15 protein-coding genes are annotated in these 19,822 nt (G+C 56.5%); all 15 read left to right on the forward strand.

The features are described from left to right. The first annotated feature begins 723 nt into the window (after window positions 1–723). Window positions 724–2,154: a DUF6709 family protein gene (locus Q2B33_RS06105; RefSeq protein ID WP_300568473.1), complete on the forward strand. Its 1,431-nt coding sequence runs from the start codon at window positions 724–726 to the stop codon at window positions 2,152–2,154. 27 nt (window positions 2,155–2,181) lie between these two features. After that, a complete protein-coding gene (locus Q2B33_RS06110; protein WP_296470442.1) occupies window positions 2,182–2,811 on the forward strand; it encodes a histidine phosphatase family protein in 630 nt (209 codons plus the stop codon). A gap of 243 nt (window positions 2,812–3,054) precedes the next feature. Then, window positions 3,055–3,846 carry a TatD family hydrolase gene (locus Q2B33_RS06115; protein ID WP_300568470.1) on the forward strand — a complete coding sequence of 264 codons (792 nt, stop codon included), beginning with the start codon at window positions 3,055–3,057 and terminating at the stop codon, window positions 3,844–3,846. Window positions 3,847–3,885: 39 nt separating this feature from the next. Next, window positions 3,886–4,353: a DUF2975 domain-containing protein gene (locus tag Q2B33_RS06120; RefSeq protein WP_300568467.1), complete on the forward strand. Its 468-nt coding sequence runs from the start codon at window positions 3,886–3,888 to the stop codon at window positions 4,351–4,353. A gap of 130 nt (window positions 4,354–4,483) precedes the next feature. After that, complete coding sequence (locus Q2B33_RS06125; RefSeq protein WP_296470451.1) at window positions 4,484–4,714, forward strand: helix-turn-helix transcriptional regulator; 231 nt, start codon at window positions 4,484–4,486, stop codon at window positions 4,712–4,714. Window positions 4,715–4,846: 132 nt separating this feature from the next. Beyond that, the gene (locus Q2B33_RS06130; protein ID WP_300568463.1) at window positions 4,847–6,625 is read left to right on the forward strand and encodes an ABC transporter ATP-binding protein; all 1,779 of its coding nucleotides are present in this window, start codon (window positions 4,847–4,849) and stop codon (window positions 6,623–6,625) included. Window positions 6,626–6,934: 309 nt separating this feature from the next. Then, on the forward strand, window positions 6,935–8,710 hold the full coding sequence (locus Q2B33_RS06135) for an ABC transporter ATP-binding protein (RefSeq protein WP_300568460.1): 1,776 nt from the start codon (window positions 6,935–6,937) through the stop codon (window positions 8,708–8,710). 52 nt (window positions 8,711–8,762) lie between these two features. Beyond that, window positions 8,763–9,317, forward strand: a complete 555-nt coding sequence (locus Q2B33_RS06140; RefSeq protein ID WP_300568457.1) for a hypothetical protein — start codon at window positions 8,763–8,765, stop codon at window positions 9,315–9,317. 300 nt (window positions 9,318–9,617) lie between these two features. Next, window positions 9,618–10,541, forward strand: coding sequence for an Rpn family recombination-promoting nuclease/putative transposase (locus Q2B33_RS06145; protein ID WP_300568454.1), 924 nt, complete (start codon window positions 9,618–9,620; stop codon window positions 10,539–10,541). A 260-nt stretch (window positions 10,542–10,801) separates the two neighbouring features. Beyond that, a complete protein-coding gene (locus tag Q2B33_RS06150; RefSeq protein ID WP_300568451.1) occupies window positions 10,802–12,340 on the forward strand; it encodes a response regulator in 1,539 nt (512 codons plus the stop codon). Further along, entirely contained in the window at window positions 12,337–14,145 is a 1,809-nt protein-coding gene (locus Q2B33_RS06155; RefSeq protein ID WP_300568448.1) for a sensor histidine kinase, read from the forward strand. Before Q2B33_RS06150 ends, Q2B33_RS06155 begins: the two co-directional genes overlap by 4 nt. Before the next feature lie 164 nt (window positions 14,146–14,309). Then, window positions 14,310–15,266, forward strand: coding sequence for an ABC transporter permease subunit (locus tag Q2B33_RS06160; RefSeq protein ID WP_300568445.1), 957 nt, complete (start codon window positions 14,310–14,312; stop codon window positions 15,264–15,266). Between the two features lie 16 nt (window positions 15,267–15,282). Further along, entirely contained in the window at window positions 15,283–16,185 is a 903-nt protein-coding gene (locus tag Q2B33_RS06165; RefSeq protein WP_300568442.1) for a carbohydrate ABC transporter permease, read from the forward strand. A 55-nt stretch (window positions 16,186–16,240) separates the two neighbouring features. Next, complete coding sequence (locus Q2B33_RS06170) at window positions 16,241–18,052, forward strand: extracellular solute-binding protein (RefSeq protein ID WP_300568439.1); 1,812 nt, start codon at window positions 16,241–16,243, stop codon at window positions 18,050–18,052. Window positions 18,053–18,174: 122 nt separating this feature from the next. Further along, on the forward strand, window positions 18,175–19,767 hold the full coding sequence (locus Q2B33_RS06175; RefSeq protein WP_300568436.1) for a beta-L-arabinofuranosidase domain-containing protein: 1,593 nt from the start codon (window positions 18,175–18,177) through the stop codon (window positions 19,765–19,767). The last annotated feature ends 55 nt before the right edge of the window (window positions 19,768–19,822 follow it).

Genomic DNA, 19,822 nt, shown 5'->3' on the forward strand with positions numbered 1-19,822 from the left:
AAAGTTTTTGGTGAGGAAAAATTTCATGTGGTACTACTTTTTCTCTCATCTAGGGCTTATTTTTCAGATTCAGAATTGCTACAATCAGCAAGGCCATGGTCAAGATAACCATTAATTCCTCATATGTACTCATAAGCACCACTCCTTCCGCAAGACTCGGAACGAATGGCCGCACGCCCTCCCAGCTGCCTGGGTAAGCATATTATATTGTCATGGTGCATTCATCTGGTGACGGTTCGTCACCGCTTCGCGGCCTTCTTCCTGTTGCGATGTCGCAACAAGTGTGATACAATTTCTTTGTTACCGCCCCTATACCGGTACGGAAAGGGGGTGTGCACATGAGTTTATTTCAAACCTTTATTCTCTCCGTATTGGCCAGCGTAGTCGCCTACTACCTGTGCAAGTGGCTTGATGGAGATGAGTAGACGGTAGCCGAGCCCAAACGGTTGACTTCTCCGCAAAAGAAGGAGAACCCCCGGAAGTACCGCAAATACTTCCGGGGGTTCGTTCCTTTTGTGCTACATGAGCATTCCAAACCTTTTGCCTAATGGCATTATAGCATATGCGAAACAGGAATGCAATATGCGCCCGGAGTAATTTATTTTATTGTATGGCCTTGGGGACGGTTCTTTTTTTGCGTGCGGGATTGGGCTTGAATTACCCCGCCTTTTTTTGTATAATATTCCAAATGGTTCAAAGATGCCGGATGAAAGGAAGAAAGAGATGAAAAAGGTACGCAATATTGTGACAATGGTGTGCGCGCTGGCGGCAGCGGCGGCCCTGTGGATGCTGGCAGGGCCTCAGTTCCTGAAGTTCCGGGGAGGAGCGGTCCCCCTGGGGCCGGAGGACGACCCGGCCCAGGCGCAGGGGGAGTACGTATCCCGTGAGGTGGCGTATCCGGTGGCCTCCTATGTGGCGGAGTATTACTCCGGAGACCCGGATCGGGCGAAGGATTACGGATATGTCGTATACGATGCGGACAGGAAGAACTTTTTCTGCATCAGGGAGTCCGACCAGAGGGACGGGGACTACGCGAGCCTGCTGTACAATCTGGAGCTGATGGCAGAGCTGCGGGCCACAAAGGACATGACGCCCGCCGTGGTGGAGGGGTCTTTGGAGCTTATGGATCAGGCCGGCATAGAACGGGCCCTGGCGGCGCTGGAGGAGAGCGAAATCGTGAGCCGCTATTACGAATTGCGCGGCGACGAATCGTATTATGAGTCCTATGCCGATACTTATTACGGGGACGAATACGGCAAGGTCCTGGAGGAAATGGGGCAGGTGCTCTATGACGGAGCGGCACAGGCGGAATGGTACTGCATAGAGAGCGGAAGCGTAAACGGCCTGGCCATATCGGACATGTGGATCTGCGTCCTGGCGGCGGGGCTGAGCGTGCTGATCGCTTTGGGCAGCCTGGTTTCCCTGATTGCCGGAGGCAAGTCTGACCGGGGCGCCAGGCCGGCGGATACTGCCAGCGCCATGGAGCGGTTCCTGTATGAGCAGAGGGGCTGGGTGGAGGAATGGTGCCGGTACAGCCTGGGCAGGGCCAGCCGTTCCGCCTATATAGCGGTGGCAATCTGGGTGGTGCTGCTGGGCGCCCTGGGTTATTTCATCAAAATGCCCACGCAGAAGATTTTCGTCTTCTACCTGCCTCTGGGGCTGCTTCTGGGCGAGCTCACGGCGCTTTTCATACTGTGGGTGCAGAAGGGCCAGTCCAAGCCGAAGAAAATCCTGAAGCGCATGGCCAAGCATATCAGGAAGGCGTTCCCCGCTCCGGGGGCCCAGGAGGAGTTCGCGGAGGATTTCCTAAAAGCGGGGGAGGAATGGGCTTTCCGGGAGAAGAAGAAGGACTCCATGCTCTACGGACGGCTGGGAGACCGGTACTGGAGCTCCTTCTGGGGCCATGGCGTCCCTACCATAGTGGATGTGTCGAAGCTGGAACGGGTGGAGCCGGAGACCATTTCCGGTTCCGTGCGCAGCGGCAAGGTGCGGGTGTCCTACGAGTCCTATGTGGCCAACTTCTATTACCAGGGCACCGCCCTCTACGACAATGCGGATAAAGCGTTCACGTTCCAGACCCTGTCCGGCAGGGCAGGATTCCTGGCGCTTGCAGTGAAGAAGGGCGTGGACGGCGTGAAAATCAGGGAGTCGTAGGGAGATATTTTACGGGAGGGCACAAAGGTGGAGATATATCTATTCAGGCACGGGGAGACGGATTGGAACAAGGAGCGCAGGCTCCAGGGGCACAGCGACATTCCCCTGAACGGATTCGGCAGGGAGCTGGCGGTGGAGACTGCCGGTTCCCTGGCCGGGCTGACCTTTGACAGGGCTTTCAGCTCTCCCCTGAAGCGGGCCTTTGAGACCGCGCAAATCCTCCTGGCGGGCCGGAACGTGCCGCTGGAGACGGACGAGCGTCTGATGGAGATGGGCTTTGGCGACTGCGAGGGCGGGGCCTTCGACCTGCCGAAGGCAGATCCGGAGCATCCGCTCCATGATTTTTTCTGCAGGCCCCAGCTTTTTTCGCCCCGGGGAGGCGCGGAGTCCTTCCGGGAGGCGCAGGCCAGGGGGCAGGCGTTCCTGCAGGAGAGGATCCTTCCGCTGGAAGGGAACTGCGGCCGTGTCCTGATCGTAGCCCACGGCGCGCTGAACAGATGCCTTTTGAGCGCCATCGGAAATATCCCCCTGGAGAAGTTCTGGGAGATAGGGCTGCCTAACTGCGCGGCCTCCATCCTCTCGCTGGAGGGCGGAAAATTCCGCATCCTGGAGATGGGGAAGGTCTATTACGGCACGCCGGTGAACGCCAGGCCCTGACGGGGAGAGGGGCGTGTGTCGGGCGCAGGCATAATGAGGCGGCACAGGGACATGGACGGGAAAGGCTGTATGGGAAACCGGGGGATGGAACAGCGGCCGGACCGGGATTAAGACAGGGAAGGGCGGAGGAAGGAGACGGGCACAAGGCATCGCCCGCTGACGACAACGTAGTGTTGAGGTGGACAGCCAGGGCCGATCGCACAAGGATTCATGCATCGGGGTACCGGGGCGCAGGGAGAGGATATGACAGAGCTGACGGATATTTTTGACACCCATGCCCATTATGACGACAGGGCTTTCGACGAAGACAGGGAGGAGCTGCTGGCCAGCCTGCCGGAACAGGCAATCGCCAGGGTGGTGAACGTGGGGGCAAACCTTGCCTCCTGTAAGCGCACCGTGGAGTTGACGGAAAAACATAATTTCATATACGGCGCGATAGGCATCCACCCCAGCGAGACCGCAGAGCTGGAACAGGAGGGCGCCTGGCAGAGCCTGAGGGAGCTGTATAGGGCGGAAAAATGCGTGGCCGTGGGAGAAATCGGGCTGGACTATTACTGGGACGAGCCGGAGCGGGAGGTCCAGAAGAAATGGTTCGCCCGCCAACTGAACCTGGCAAGGGAGCTGGGGCTGCCGGTCATCATCCACTCCAGAGACGCGGCCAGGGACACGGCGGACATCATGAAAGCGGAAAGAGCCGGGGAAATCGGCGGTGTGGTCCATTGCTTTTCCTATACGAAGGAGACGGCCAGGACATTTTTGGACATGGGGTTCTTCTTCGGCATAGGGGGCGTGCTGACCTTCCGGAACGCCAGGAAGCTGAAGGAGGCGGTGGAGTACATTCCCTTAGAGTGCATCGTCCTGGAGACGGACTGCCCCTATCTGGCCCCTGTGCCCTATAGGGGAAAGCGCAACAGTTCCCTGTATCTGCCCTATGTGGCGGCGGCCCTGGCCGAGATAAAGGGAATCGGCGAGGAGGACGTGAGGCGGACCGTCTGGGAGAATTCTTTGAGGCTGTACCGCATGGAGGGCCTGTAAATGCAGGGAAAGGGCCTGCCCCGGAGCGGGAGGTGGAGAGTGGAAGAGAAGCAGCAGAAGAAAAAGAAGAATCTGACCATGTGGACCAAATATCTGCTGGATTTCATGTTTTATTCCGGAATCCTGGTAACGGCCACGCTGCCTTTTACCATCAGGCAGATCGGGAAAGCGCTCCCCCATATGGCAGAGCATTATTGGGTGACGGTGGCCATCTATTTCGTGCTGGGCGTGGCGGCGCTGGCATTGATCCGGGAGCTGCGGCGGATTTTCCAGACAGTCCTCAGGGAAGACTGCTTCGTGCAGGAGAACGTGGACAGCCTGGGCAGGATGGGGAACTGGAGCTTCTTCATCGCGGGGATGTCGGTGGCGCGCTGCGTCGTCTACATGACCGTGGCCATGGCAGTGGTGATATTGGTGTTCGTGATCGCCGGCCTGTTCAGCAAGGTGCTGGCCTGTGTGTTCCGGGAGGCCGTGCGCTATAAGCTGGAGAACGACCTGACGATATGACTGCCGGGCAGACAGGGGGCTGTGCCATGGGAAGCGGTTCCGGCAGGGCTTCGGGGGGAACGTCTGAGGGAACATGGCGTGACATAGGCCGGGACTGAAATCCGCCGAAAGCGGACATAGGGGTGTGGGTATGGGAATCGTAGTGAATCTGGACGTGATGATGGCGAAGCGGAAGATGAGCCTGACGGAGCTGGCGGGGGCGGTGGACATCACCCTGGCCAATCTCTCCATCCTGAAGAACAACAAGGCCAAGGCCGTGCGCTTCACCACGCTGGAGGCCATCTGCAGGGCCCTGTCCTGCCAGCCGGGGGACATTCTGGAGTATGTGGAGGATGCGAATCAGGGCAGCAGGATTTTATAAAAAGTTTAGCATTATAAACCATCCCCTCTATTGACGCTGTCGCCGGAGTGGGGGTACAATATATATCTGTGGCGTCAGGCGCCGGATTTTCAAAAGGATTCTTTCGAATCGGTCAAGGGGTGGAAAAGGCATATGAAACAAAAGAAATTTTCTCTGCTTCCATATATATTAGGATATAAATGGTACTATCTGGGCGGCGTCATCGTCCTGCTGCTGGTAGACCTGGCCAATCTGTACATCCCTCAGTACACGGGGGAGATCATCGATGGGCTGACCGCGGGGACCCTTGCCTATGAGGGCGTGCTGGGGCTGGTGTTCCGGCTGTTCCTGGCAGGGGCCGTGATGGCTTTGGGGCGGTTCGGCTGGAGGTTCTTCATCTTCGGCGCGGCCAGAGGAATCGAGTATAAGCTGCGAAACGACATGTTCGGGCATCTGGAGACCCTGTCCGCCCGGTATTTCAACAGCCACAAGACCGGAGACCTGATGGCCCGGTTCACCAATGACCTGCAGGCCATCCGCATGGCAGTGGGCATGGCGGTGGTGACGGTGTTCGACGCGGTGGTGATGACGGCCATGGTGCTGGTGAAGATGGTGGTCTATGTGGACTTCAAGATGACCCTTCTGGCCCTTGTGCCCATGATCCTCATCTCCATAGGCTGCTACTTCTACGGAATCGAGGCGAAAAAGCGCCAGACCAAAAGGCAGGAGGCTTTCTCCAACCTGTCGGACAAGGTGCAGGAGAGCCTGGCGGGGGTGCGGGTGCTGAAGGCCTTCGTCCAGGAGGAAGAGGACTTCAAGGCCTTCGAGAAGGCCAGCCGCAACAGCATGGAGAAGAACCTCTCCGTGGTGAAGCTGCGGGCGGTGTTCGGCCCTGCGCTGGACACGGTCATAGGCATCAGCCTTTTGATGACATTATTGTTCGGCGGACGGCTGGTGCTGGCTGGAACCATATCCATCGGGAAGTTCGTGGCCTTCAACTCCTACATCGGCATGCTGGTGTGGCCCATGATTGCCTGCGGAGACTGCATCAACAACTTTTCCCAGGCGGCAGCGGCATTCCAGAGGATCGCCGCCATCTTCAGGGAGGAGCCGGACATCGTGGACAAGGCCCCGGCCTCCCTGGCGGGAAAGGACGTACATATCAAGGGGGACATCACTTTAAAGAACCTGACCTTCACCTATCCGGACGGGGAGACGCCGGTGCTGAAGGATGTGAGCCTTCATGTGGAGGCAGGGGAGATGCTGGGCATCCTGGGCCGGACGGGCAGCGGAAAGTCCAGCCTGGCGGACCTGCTCCTACGGGTCTATGACTGCAGGGAAGGGGCGCTGCTTGTAGATGGCAGGCCGATTACGGATTTCCCTTTGGCCGTGCTTCACAGGGACATGGCCTATGTGCCGCAGGACAATTTCCTGTTCTCGGATACCCTGGAGGAGAACATTGCCTTCGGGCTGGAGCAGCGGATCAGCGACCACCCGGAGCTGCGCTCCAGCATCCGGAAGGCGGCCCGGGCCGCCTGTATCCATGACAATATCGTGGAGTTCCCGGACGAGTACAGGACGCTGGTGGGTGAGCGTGGGGTGACCCTGTCCGGGGGCCAGAAGCAGCGCAGCTCCATCGCCAGGGCGCTTCTGATGGACGCTTCGGTATTGATTCTGGACGATTCCCTGTCGGCTGTGGACACGGACACGGAGGAGCAGATCCTGGAGAATCTGATGGAGCTGCGCAAGGGGAAGACTACAATTGTAGTCGCGCACCGCATCTCCACCCTGCAGAAGGCGAACCATATCGCGGTGCTGACGGAAGGGGAGCTGACGGAGTACGGCACCCACGAGGAGCTTCTGGAGCTGGGGGGCTTTTATGCGCATATCTATGAGAAGCAGCAGCTTGAGCAGGAGCTGACGGCTATATAGCCGGTAGCCCGGTGCATTGAGCCTTGAGCAATCGGCACGCGCTGCCCGCCGCGGCTTTGTTGTCGTCAGCCGACGATGCCTTGTCCCGGCATGGATATGGAGGGCTGATTGCTCTGGAATGGATGTGCTGGTGTACCGGCTGGGGGTGCGCCGAAGGGACTTTATACTGCAGACCGCCAGGATTTACAGTGGCATCTCCGGGAAAGTGCTTGGCTGGCGGTCTGCAGTCAGGTTGCACTGCAAATTTAAACGGTGTGCAGTATATCCTATAGAGCTATCGTGCAGCGATTTTAATTAGGAGGATTTCAGATGAGCGCTTTGACGGAAGATAAGATTGAATCCAATTATAAAGGGAACGCACTGCTTCATCTGCTTTCTTATATGAAGCCATATGCGGGGTGGATGGCAGTCTGCCTGGTGCTGGTCCTGGTGCTGACCGGGTTCGATCTCTACCGCCCTATTCTGATAGGCGATGCCATCGACCTGTTCGAGACCCAGGGGGACTACGGCGTCATCGTGGACACGGCTGTGAAATACGGCATTGTCCTGGTGCTGAGCTTTGTGTTCAATATCACCCAGAGCTGGCTCCTGCAGAAGACCGGGCAGAGCATCATCCTCACTGTCCGCAAGGAACTGTACGCCCATATCCAGTCCCTGAGCAGCCGCTATTTCGACCTGACCCCTGTGGGGAAGCTGGTGACCAGGGTGACCAATGACGTGGAGGCCCTGGACGAGATGTACTCCGGCATTCTGGTGCGGCTGTTTAGGAACATCGTGAAGATCATCGGCCTGGCCGCCGTGATGCTGATGCTGGACTGGAGGCTGTCCGTCATCTCCTTCCTGCTGCTGCCCGTGGTGGCGGTGCTGACGGTGGTGTTCCGCAAGATTGCCAGGGAGACCTACCGCATCTCCAGGACCAGGCTCACGGACATCAATACCTTCCTGTCCGAGAACATCTCCGGTATGCGCATCATCCAGATATTCGGCAGGGAGAAGCGGAAGTTCGAGGAATTCAATGACAAGAACTATAAGCTGTACCGGGCCTTTTACCGGGAGATGATGGTGTTCGCCATCTTCCGGCCCCTGATATTCATTCTCAGCATCCTGGCTTTGATGACCGTGCTGGGGGTGGGCAGCAAGGACGTGCTGAACGGCACGATTTCTATCGGTACGCTGTATATTTTTGCACAGTATATCCAATCCTTCTTCGAGCCGATTCAGGAGCTGGCGGAGCAGTTCTCCACCCTGCAGTCCTCCATCGCCTCGGCGGAGAAGATTTTCACCATCATGAGCGAGGAGCCTCTGGTGAAGGAGGATGAGAATCCGGTGATTCTGCCGGAGATTAGGGGCCGCATCGAGTTCTCCCATGTGTGGTTCGCCTATGACAACGAGAACTACGTGCTGCGGGACGTGTCCTTCGTGATAGAGCCGGGAGAGAGGGTGGCCTTCGTGGGCGCTACCGGCGCGGGAAAGTCCTCTATTTTGAATCTGATTGGGCGGTATTACGATATCCAGAAGGGGAATATCTACATCGACGGCGTGGATATCCGGAAGCTTTCCAAGAAGCAGCTGCGCAGCGCCATCGGGCAGATGCAGCAGGACGTGTTCGTGTTCGAGGGGAATGTGGAGTACAATATCCGCCTGCACGACGGGGACATCTCGCCGGAGGATATCCGGGAGGCGGCGGAGTACGTGAACGCCTCCCATTTCATCGAAAAGCTCCCCGGCGGCTATCAGGAGCCTGTGACGGAGCGGGGCTCCACCTTTTCCGCGGGGGAGAGGCAGCTCCTGTCCTTCGCCAGGACCCTGGCCCACAAGCCCAGCATCCTGGTCATGGACGAGGCCACGGCCAATATCGATACGGAGACGGAGCTGCTGATCCAGGAGGCTTTGGAGAAGCTGATGCAGGGCCGTACCACCATCATGGTGGCCCACCGCCTGTCCACGATTCAGCACGCGGACTGCATCATGGTCATGCACAAGGGCAAGATCAGGGAGCAGGGCACCCATCAGGAGCTGCTGGTCCAGGACGGCATTTACAAAAAGCTGTATGAGCTTCAGATTCATCATGAGGCTACGGCGTAGGAAAGGCTGCGCAGTAATTCAGATGTGATAATAGGAAGTAAGAGGGACGACGATGTTAAGAGACGCGGTGGCAGCCAATCGTTTGGAGGAGGTCAGGCGGCTGTATGAGGCCTCCTTTCCGAAATCGGAGAAAAAGCCCTTCGGGTTCATCATGAAGAAGCGGAAGAAGGGCTTATTCGATGTCTTGTCCATTGAGGACGGGGAAGGGCGGTTCTGCGGCCTGGCCATCATGATGCTCTCCGGCGGGCGGGCATTGCTGGACTACCTGGCCATCGCGCCCCGCTGCCAGAGCAGCGGCTTTGGGAGCCGGACTTTGGAGGAGCTGGGGGAGCGCTACGGGAAAGAGCGGATCGTGGTGGAAATCGAGAGCACCGCAGGCGATGAGGGCAGCGCAGGGGAGCCCGCGGGGGAGAGCGGCCTGAGGCTTCGCAGAAAGGCCTTTTATCTCAGGAACGGGATGGTTCCCATGGCGTTTGAGGTGAATCTGTTCGGGGTGGAGATGGAGGTGCTCACCTTTGGGAGCGCGCTTACCTTTGAGCAGTACCATGCCATCTATAAAGAGGTCCTGCCGAAGGGGATGGCGGGGAAGGTACGGCTGCAGCCCTGATGCGCTTCTGGACTCCTTTTCAGGACAGGTAAATTTGCACATACTATATATTGTATCGCAGGTCTGTTTTTCTCGGGCTGATATCAATATATAGTGTGTGTTTTTTGTTTGCCCCTTTTTGGGGCAGCTGCATTTTCTACGTCTGCAGGACCGGATTTGGCTTGCATATGTCCCGGGATATGGTATGATGTAAGTGGGAATCAGCCCATGTCGATAATCTATTATCACGGAAATGCTTTAAGATTCTGACGACTCAGTAAATTTTCCGCTAATCGCATGTTTCAGGAAAGGAATTTGCCTATGGACAAAACAAGTGTTCCGTCTGACGGCAGTCCTGCCCAGCGCCCGGATTACCTGGGCATGGCAAAGGGGCCTGTCGTCATCCGACTTACCAATGATTACCTGTTCCACGTGCTTCTCCAGTATGACAATGAGGCGCTGAAAGGATTTATCTGCGCTCTTCTGAGGCTGAAGGCGGGACAGGTGAAGTCCGTCGTAGTCATCAATCCCATTGAGCTGGGCGCATCCATCGAGGCCAAGGATTTCATCCTGGACATCAAGGTGCTGCTTGATGACAGGGCCATCATCAACCTGGAGCTGCAGGTCATCAACCAGCATAACTGGCCGGAGCGCTCTCTGAGCTATCTCTGCCGGGCCTTTGACAACCTGAATCCCGGCGAGGGGTATCAGATGGTGAAGCCCGTGATTCATATCGGGCTGCTGGACTTTACTCTGTTCCCCCAGCTTCCGGAGTTCTATGCCACCTATCAGCTGCTGAACATAAAAAATCACATGCTGTATAGTGACAAACTGCAGCTTTCTGTGGTAGACTTGACTCACATAGACTTAGCCACACAGGAGGACATGCAGCATGGCATAGACCGCTGGGCAGCGTTCTTCAAGGCGGCCACATGGGAGGAGATCAAGATGATTGCACAGAGAGATGAAAACATCGCCAAAGCGGCTAACACCATCTGTAAGCTCAGCCAGGAGGACAAAATCCGTCTCCAGTGTGAGGCCAGAGAGGATTACTACCGCAGCCAGCGGGACATGGAGATTTACATGAATAAGCAGGCGGGGATCATAGCCCAGAGGGAGAGGGTGATGGCCCAGCAGGAGGGAAAGATAGCCCAGCTGGCTGAGCTGCTTTCCGAGAAGGATTCCACTATAGAGGCCCTTAAGGCTGAACTGGAACGCCTGAAAGGGAAAACTCACCAGGAATAAGCGATAAATATATAAACGGCATTGAATTCTTGCCAGTCACATAGTACAGTACGCCATGCCGTTTATCCGGTTTTGGGGCAAGATTTAATCGCTGCATATATATACTCACGAGCGATGAAATTTAGTGCAAAGTCCCCTTTGGCTTTCGCTCGTGAGTCGGGCAGCCTGGCAGATTTTGTGATCGTCAGTATAGATTATGACATGGGCTGCCCCAAAATCTGGAAGCGTGGCAGGGGCAATGACAATAGGAGTGGTACGGAATGGCAGGAAAAAGAAAGGTGCTGATTGCTGAAGACGAGATTCTGATACGGGAGGGCCTGAAGAGCATCGTTGACTGGGCGCGCCTGGACATGGAGATCGTGGGGAGCGCAGTGAACGGCAAGCAGGCGCTGGAGCTCTACGAAAAGGAGCGCCCCGACATCCTGTTGACGGATATCAGGATGCCTGTGATGGACGGGCTGGAACTGATTGCCCATATCCGGGAACGGGATAAGGCTATCCGAATCGTGGTGCTGAGTTGTCTGGAGGAATTCCGATATCTGCAGGAGGCCATGCGCATGGAGGTATCGGATTACATCCTGAAGCTGAAGATGAAGCCTGCGGAAATCGAGAATGTCATGTGCAGGCTCAAGCAGGAGCTGGACAGCAGCGGGAACAGCAGACAGATGCCCGATCTGCGGCTGCAGAAAGAGGAACTGTTCAAGGAATACATCTTCTACCACCAGATGCCCGTGAGCGTGTTCCGAAGCCGCATAGAACCCATGGGGCTTGCCGTACAGGAGGAAGCGTTTCTGCTGTGCCGTCTGGTGCTGCTGGAATATAAAAAGGTTCGCCCCACCCATGTGGACGACGGAGGGATGCTGGCCCGCTTCCTTGTCCTGAACATGGGGGAGGAGATTGTCCGGCGACATGGGACGGGGGAGCTGATCTGGGAACGGGAGGACTGCTATCTGTTCCTGACCAATGCCCTGCGGGGAGAGGACGGTGGATATGCCGCACCGGAGCGCATGCTGCGGGAAATCGCCAGAACTCTTTCAGAGAGCCTGGACGTGCGAGCGGTATGGATTGTCAGCAGCGTGGCGGAGTCCTGGGAGCGCCTCCCCGACCTGTATCAGGAGTGTGTGGGCGCGCTGGAGGAGACCTGGCTGGGAAAGGACATCGTCTATGCCGCCCTGGCAGGGCGCCGCGCCCTGCTTTGGCAGAGGAAGACCCAGGAGGCCTACCGCCGCATCCGGACGCTCCTTCCCTGGAAGGAAGAGCAGCAGGAGCGTTTATGTGCGCTGCTTACGGAACAGGCGGCCCGGGGGACGCTGGACAGAGCAGGCACAGTGGCGCTTCTGACAGAAGCCCTGGCCCTGTGCGGCCCGGAGGACGCGGTGGCGGCAGAGAAGATTCGGGAGAGCAGCACGTTCCTGGAGGCCGTATCGGTCTACCTGGAGGCCTGCCGGCAGATACAGCGGCAGAGCCAGGAGCGGCTCAGCGTGGAAATCTATGAGGCGCTGGATTACATTGACGGGCATTTGGAGCAGAAGCTCTCCCTGCAGTCTGTTTCCGGGCGGGTGGGCTTGAGCCCCAACTATTTCAGCAGCCTGTTCAAGAAGGAGATGGATGTCAGCTTTGTGGATTATGTCACCCAGAAGAGAGTGGAGCGGGCCAGGGAAATGCTTATGAACACGGATCTGAAGACCTGGGAGGTGGCGGAGAGGACAGGATTCGTCAGCGACAGCTATTTCTCCAGGACATTCAAGCGGATTACGGGAAAGCAGCCCAGTTTCTACAGAAAGCGGGATAAGAAATGAAGATTCCTTTTTACAGAAGCGTCTTTTGGCGTATGATTGCGGCGGTTTCCTTCAGCTTTCTGGCAATCCTTTCCGGCAGCTTCGCTTTCCTATATGCCAGTGTCAGCGACTCCCTCAAGGAGAGGACGGATGCGGAGAAAATCCAGTCGTTTCGCCAACTGGGCTATAATATCGACACTTTCTGCCAGGATGTAGAGCGCTTGACGGGGCGTCTGATTTCAGAGACGGCGCTGACGGATATGGTCTATATCGGAAAGGAGAGCCCGGGGACGGAGTTTTCCATGCGGGCAGCCTATTTCCGGGAGCTGGGACAGATTCTGGAGCAATATCAGTATGTGGAATCGATCTGTTTCTACAACGCGGAAGGGCTGGTGCTGTCCATGGACGGGCGGCAGAATATCATACAGGGAAGAGAGCGGGACAGGGGCATTTTCTATGAGGAGAAGCTGGAACCGTTCTGCTCCGGGCAAAAATCAGACTTTTGGGGAGTGAAATGGTTCGGCGGCTATACGAACAATGATTTCTTTCCTGCTCTGAACAAGGATGACGAGACCGTCTATTATCTATCTGCCTGTCGCCCCATGTATTGGGGCTCCTACCAGGCCTGGGTGGTGGTCAACGTGAGCCTGGATTACTTTACGGATATCTATAACTCTGATGCCAGAGGAGGAGTGCCGGAAGAACTGACGTACATTGTGGATGCCCAGGGACAGGTGATCTCCCATCCCCTGCAGGAGGCCTTGGGGAGGAAAAGGGAGGGGGACTGGCGGCGGGAGGAGGCCGACACCATCTATTCCTTTGAGGAAAACGGATGTCAGGTTCTGTGCTATCCGCTGACAATTGCGGGATGGACCATGATTGATGAAATGCCGCTGGAGGCGATTCTGGAGGATACGAAAGGTATGCAGGTGACTTTCCTGGCCACCATTGCCGTAGCAATCTGCCTGGTGGTCTTCTTCTCGGTATTCTGGGTGAACCGTCTGGTTCGGCCGCTGCGGGCCACTACGGAGGCGCTGCGCCGCATGGAGGGCGGCGAGCTGGAGATCGCGCCTTTAGAGGGCGGGGAGAGCCGGGATGAGATTGGGCTGCTGGTAAGACAGTTCAACCGGATGACGGGCCGGATCGAGGGCCTGGTGGAAGAGAATGCCGCCATGGAGAAGAAAAAGCGGGAGATGGAGATTCAGGCGCTGAAGTCCCAGCTCAATCCCCATTTCCTTTATAATACCTTAAATACCGTCAAATGGATGGCTGTCATGAAGGGGGAGAAGGACATCGTGGACTGCCTGGATGCGCTCGGGGATATTTTGCGGCCCATGTACCAGGGCAGCAGCCCGTTCTGGAGCCTGGCGGAGGAGATTGACTATATCGAAGATTACGGGCGGGTGATGCGTCACCGATATGGAGGCCAGGCCCGCCTGATCCTGGAGCCGGAGGAGGACACGCTGGAGGCCAGCGTGCCTAAGTTCGTCCTGCAGCCTCTTGTGGAGAATGCGTTCCTCTACGGCAGAAGGGAGGAGGGCGCAGCGCTGGTGGAAATCCGTGTGGACAGCAAAAAGGAGGGGGATATCCTGCTGGTGGTGGTGGCGGACAATGGGAACGGAATCGGAACAGAGGCGCTGGAGGCGCTTCGGGGGAATATCCGCATGGGAAAAAAGACGGCTCACATCGGCCTGTCCAATGTCAATGACAGGATCCGCCTCCTCTGCGGGGAGAGGTACGGGCTGGAGATTGACAGTGCGCCGGACAGAGGGTTTGCGGTGATGGTGCATCTTCCCTACAGGGATTGGGAAAATGAGAAATCGTAAGATTATTATACTTTTTGTTGGATTATACAAATATATTTCGATTAAAAAGAAAATTAAAGAAGATTTGAACAAAAATCGGAGAATCGGGAATAGAACCCTTCTCTGATTTTTACTATAATTACACTTAAAGGACACAGACAGTGATTGCACGCGGGAAAAGGGGGATGAGGAAAATGCAGGGCAGAGGAGAGGAAAGCTTGCTGGTAAGGCGCCTGGGCAGGCGGAGGGTCAGAGGGCTGAAATATACGCTTCTGGCAGTTCCATTCATGGTCTATATATTCGCCATGAACTATGTGCCGTTGATAGGATGGCTGTATTCCGTGTTTGATTACAGGTTGGGACAGAAGTTCCTGGATTTCGGGAACATGGTCTTCGTGGGCCTGGACAATTTCAAAAAGCTGTACAACGAGCGCTCCGAGGTGCTGCGTGTGATGCGCAATACCTTGGTGATGAGTGGCCTGGGGCTTTTATCCACGCCCCTTCCGGTGGTGTTCGCCATCCTGTTCAATGAGATCAGGGGGAAGCATTTCAAGAAATTCGTCCAGACCACCACCACGCTGCCGAACTTCATAAGCTGGATTACGGTGTACGGTATCGCCTTTGCCTTTTTCTCTGTGAACGGCTTCGTGAGCATGGTCCTGCGGCAGTTCGGCATCGAGCCGTCGCCCACGGGCATCCTGGGGGATGTGGACAAGGTATGGTTCCTGCAGTGGTTTCTGGGCATCTGGAAGTCCTTCGGCTGGTCGTCCATCATCTATATCGCGGCTATCGTAGGGATAGACGCGGAACTTTTCGACGCGGCCAGGGTGGACGGCGCGGACAAGCTGCAGACAATCTGGCATATCACCGTGCCGGGCATCCTGCCCACCTATGTGGTCATGTTCCTGCTGGCGGTGAGCAATATCCTCACCAACGGCTTCGACCAGTATTTCATGTTCTACAATCCGCTGGTGGCAGACCGGATCGAGGTGTTGGACTATTATGTCTATAAGGTAGGATTCATCATCAACGACTACCCCTATTCCATCACGCTGGGGATGCTGAAATCGCTTCTGAGCATAGTCCTATTGTTCACGGCAAACGGGCTGTCGAAGAAAATCAGAGGAGACGCCATTGTATAGGCAGGGAGGAGACGCCATGAGGCACAAGAAAAGCACGATTAAGGTTTCGGGACAGGAGAGGGCGCTGCGGGTGGTAAACTTTGTCTGTATGGTGCTGGCGGTATTCCTGTGCATGTATCCTTTCTGGTATCTGATCATCTATTCCCTTTCGGATCCGGCACAGGCATCCCGGGGTGTGTGGCTGCTGCCAAAGGGCTTCACTATCTATGCCTACCAATGGATCATGGAGAACACGAATTTCGGCCACGCGTTCCTGATTTCGACTTCAAGGACGCTGATCAACACGGTGCTCTGCCTGTTGGGGTCTTCGCTGTTCGCCTATCTGGTGACCCAGAGGGATATGATCGGCAGGAAGTTCATTTACAGATTTGTGATCATCACTATGTATCTGGGGGCCGGGCTTGTTCCATACTATATCACGATGAAGAGCTATCATCTGAACAATACTTTTCTGCTCTACATCGTACCGGGCATCCTCAATGCCTATTACGTGATTTTGATCAAGACCTTCATCGAGCAGATTCCGGCCTCTCTGGAGGAATCCGCCAGGATGGACGGCGCGGGATTCTTCAAGGTCTATGCCAGAATCATCCTGCCCCTGTCCAAGCCGATCATCGCCACGGTGGCGGTATATGCCTCCGTAGGGGCATGGAATTCCTGGCAGGACAATTACCTGCTGGCCCAGAGCCCGAAGCTGCAGACCGTACAATTGCTTTTGTACAACTGCATCAACCAGGCCCAGGTTCTGGCCGACAGCATGAAGCACGGCGTGGTACAGGCGCCGGGGGCAGTGTCCCTGTCGGCAGAGACCATTAAAATGGCGACCACAATCGTGGCCGTGCTGCCGGTGATGATGGTCTATCCGTTCCTGCAGAAGTATTTCGTGAAAGGCGTCATGATGGGGGCTGTAAAAGGGTGAAGACCTTTTTTATAGTGGCAACAGTGGAATAGGAATAAAAGAAGGAGGATGTGGAATGAAGAGACAGAGCTTGTGGAAAAAAGCAGTGTCCGTAGCTTTGACGGCAGCGTTGCTTTCAGGCGTGAGCGCCTGTGGGAATGACGGCGGCAGCGGAGGGGGAGGCAATGAAGGCGCTGGAGGCAGTGTGGGAGAAACCTCGGAAGCTTCGGATGCCGGAGGAGAAAGCGGGAAGAGCGAGCAAGGCGGACAGGAGGGAAATGGAGACAAAGATATAATCACCCTGACGGTGCTGGGTTCCATGGGAGGCACGGACGGCGTCTCCACGGATGACCCTATCGGTCAATACATCATGGACGAGCTGGGAATCGTGCTGGAATATACCCAGGTGTCCAATGACCGCCTGAAAGTCATGGCGGCGGGCGGCGACCTGCCGGACATCGTCATGCTGCATGAAGCGCCGGAGATGGTGCAGAACCTGATTGACGCGGGAGCCCTCTGGGCCATGGACGAATGGCTGGAGAACAATGGGGACAATCTGAAGGCGAAGCTGCCGGAGGCCCTGAAATACTCCAAGGAGGTGGTAGGTCAGGGGACCACCTATTTCCTGCCCACGGAAGTGCAGATTGCCAATCCGGAAAGCCCCAACAAGAACGGCTTCGTCGGATTCTTCACCAGATGGGATTACTATAAGGAGCTGGGCTATCCGGAAATCAATACCGAGGATGAATACCTTGACGTGCTGAAGCAGATGGTAGAGGCCCATCCCACCACGGCTGACGGCAAGAAGGTGTACGCCCTGTCGGGATGGATTGACTGGGGCCTGTGGCCTTACAAAATCAGCTATCCTTTCTGCTTTGGATACACCAATCTGGACAACAACCAGCTTTATGACCAGGTGAACGATAAGCTGGAGGATCAGTTCCTGGATGAGGACGGCGTGTTCTGGAGGGCCCTTGCTTTCTTCAATAAGGCCTACCGCATGGGGCTCATGGATCCGGAGGCCTTCACCATGAAAGCGGAGCAGTATGATGCAAAGCTAAAGAACGGAGAAGTGCTGGTGGCTGCATACAACTGGTGCCAACCCGACACGGAAGTCTGTGGCGAGGAGGCCGGCATGTACATGCTGCCCGGTCCCTTCCCTTACATCGCACAGATTTATCCCATCGAGAGCAGCCTGGGATACATGACCACCAACGCTCTGGTCATCAGCGCGAACTGCGAGCACCCTGAGAAGGCCATGGAGCTGTTCGATTATCTGAACTCCGATGAGGGAGCCAGACTGGTGCGCTCCGGTATCCCCGGCGAGGACTGGGACGTGGTGGACGGTGTCCCGCAGCTGATAGGCACCCGCCTGGAGAATTTCCTGAGCGGCGACACGGTGGAGCCCGGATATGCGAAGAGCAGAGGGCTGGGAACGTATGTTTGGCTGACCTCTCAGACCGCCACCAATCCGGCAGCAGACGGCTATCCACTGGATTTGACCACTTCCAAGGAATACAATCTGCAGAACGTGAAGCCTGCAGAGAAGGATTTCAGCGCTTATTACACCGACGGAAAAGCACAGTACCCAGGCGAGGCTTATGTGCAGATGGTAGAGGACGGCAGATTCAAGACGTTGTCCGAGAATGTGAAGACCGGCAGGCTGATGGAATCGGTGTCGGATGAATCCGCGAAGATCTTCAACAAGGCGGACGAGTATTTCCAGGCCAATATCGCGAAAATCATTACCTGTGCGGATGAAGCGGCCTTTGCGGCACAGAAGGAAAAGATGATAAACGACGTAAAGGCCATGGGCTATGAGGCGGCCCTGGCGGAACAGCAGGAGAAGTTCGAGAAAGCCAAGGAGACGGTGAAATCTTTTGAATAACAGGATTTCGTGGTAGACGGAAGAGGGCAGCGGTTCGGACAGATGCCCGGGCTGCTGCCATTGAAAGGTGGTTAAGAGTGATGGGGCATGACAGACTTCGACCTTTAGGCAGACCATACGGAGTGGAGACAAAGCTGGGCGGACGCATCGGCGCAATGCAGGCGCGGAGCCAGAATAGGCTCTGGGGCTCCGAATTTGACGAGAAGTTTTTGATAGCGGATTTGGATTTCAATCAGGAGAGATGGTTCACCAATTACAGCGGCGACATTTCCGGGCGCTTTCTGGAGTGCATGGCGCTCTCCGGGAAGGAGACGGCAGGCAGCCACAAAGCCCTCGCCTATATGCTCGAGAATATACCCGAAAATCAGCGGGAGGATGGGCATTTCGGAATCGAGATGGATTTTGGCGGGCCTATTGATTCCTTGGAAGAAGTGCCCAGGATGATGCCCATCCTGTGGGGCAACGCAAGGATGCTTCCGGCGCTGGTGGAGGCATGGCTGACCTTTGGGAAAGAGGCGCTTCTGGAGAGCGCAAAGAAGCTGGGGGATTTCTACCTGGCTGTAGCAAAGGATATGGCAGACCCGAACCGCATAGAGGAATACAGGGCCAGCGGCACCTATGCGCCGGGATACGCCACCTGCTATTTCCCTGCCATGGAAGGGCTGATGCGGCTGTACTGGGCTACCGGTCAGGAGAAGTATTTCCGGGAGGCGCAGCGGATGGCCCTGTTCCGCAGGGAGTATGGATTCGACAGCCTTCCTATCGAGCATTCCCATGGATTCCTGTGCAGCGTGTACGGGCTGCTGCTTTTGGCCTGGGAGGACAGGGAGGGGGAATGGCTTTCCATGGCACAGAGGGACTGGGAGAATCTGGTAGATGGCGGTTATGTGCTCCCCTCCGGCGGGCTGCTGGAGAAAGCGGTGCACGGTTATGCCCTGGATGAGGGCTGCTCTCAGGCGGACTGGCTGCGGGTGAATCTGCTGTTCTACTGCCTGACGGAACAGAGCAGATACCTGGACATGGCGGAGCGTGTCCTGTATAATCAGATGCGGATCAACCAGTGTGAGGCCGGGGGGTTCGGCCACAGGCGGGTATTGTATGACGCCCATGGCGTGGCGGGCTACGGCAAGTACCACGCGGAGGCTGTCTGGTGCTGTGCTTTCCACGGTGCAGCGGCGCTGCTGAATCTGAAAAGCTGCGTGCTGCTGGAGGAGGGCGGCCGGGGGACGCTTCAGATTCCGCTGCTGCTGGACTTTATTGCGGGGAACGACAGGGCAGAAGTGGCGTTTCAGGAGTGCGGTTCCGCAGGCGGCACTGCGGCGGGCAGACGGAAGTGGAAGCTGTCTGTCTCCCTGAAAGGGGAAGAGGCCATGACGATTCGCCTGAGGGTGCCGGACTGGGCCAGAGATTTTCAGGTGTGCGGCACAGGGGGAGAGGCGGTCGATGCCAAGGACGGATGGGTCACTTTACAGGTACAGGACAAAACGGCAGAATATACCTGTAGTGCGAACTGTCCGGTCTACGTAGAGAATCGGTATTTCGGCCGGAGCATTTCGGCTGAGGACGGGTATTCGTTCCTGCTGCGCCAGGGTCCTGACCTTCTCACGGCACGGCAGAAAGGTGCTGCGGCAGTGATCGAAGGCCCGGATGACGGGATGGAGGCGGTGTATGTCTTTCGCCCGGAGGCTGTGAAGGCGGAGCCGGTGGATTTCTGAATGTCCGCGCGCTCCTGGCCTTTTAGGCTCAGGTAAATATAGACATACCATATAT

Origin of the sequence: uncultured Acetatifactor sp. (genome assembly GCF_948601915.1) — a bacterium.
Taxonomy (GTDB): Bacteria; Bacillota; Clostridia; order Lachnospirales; family Lachnospiraceae; genus Acetatifactor.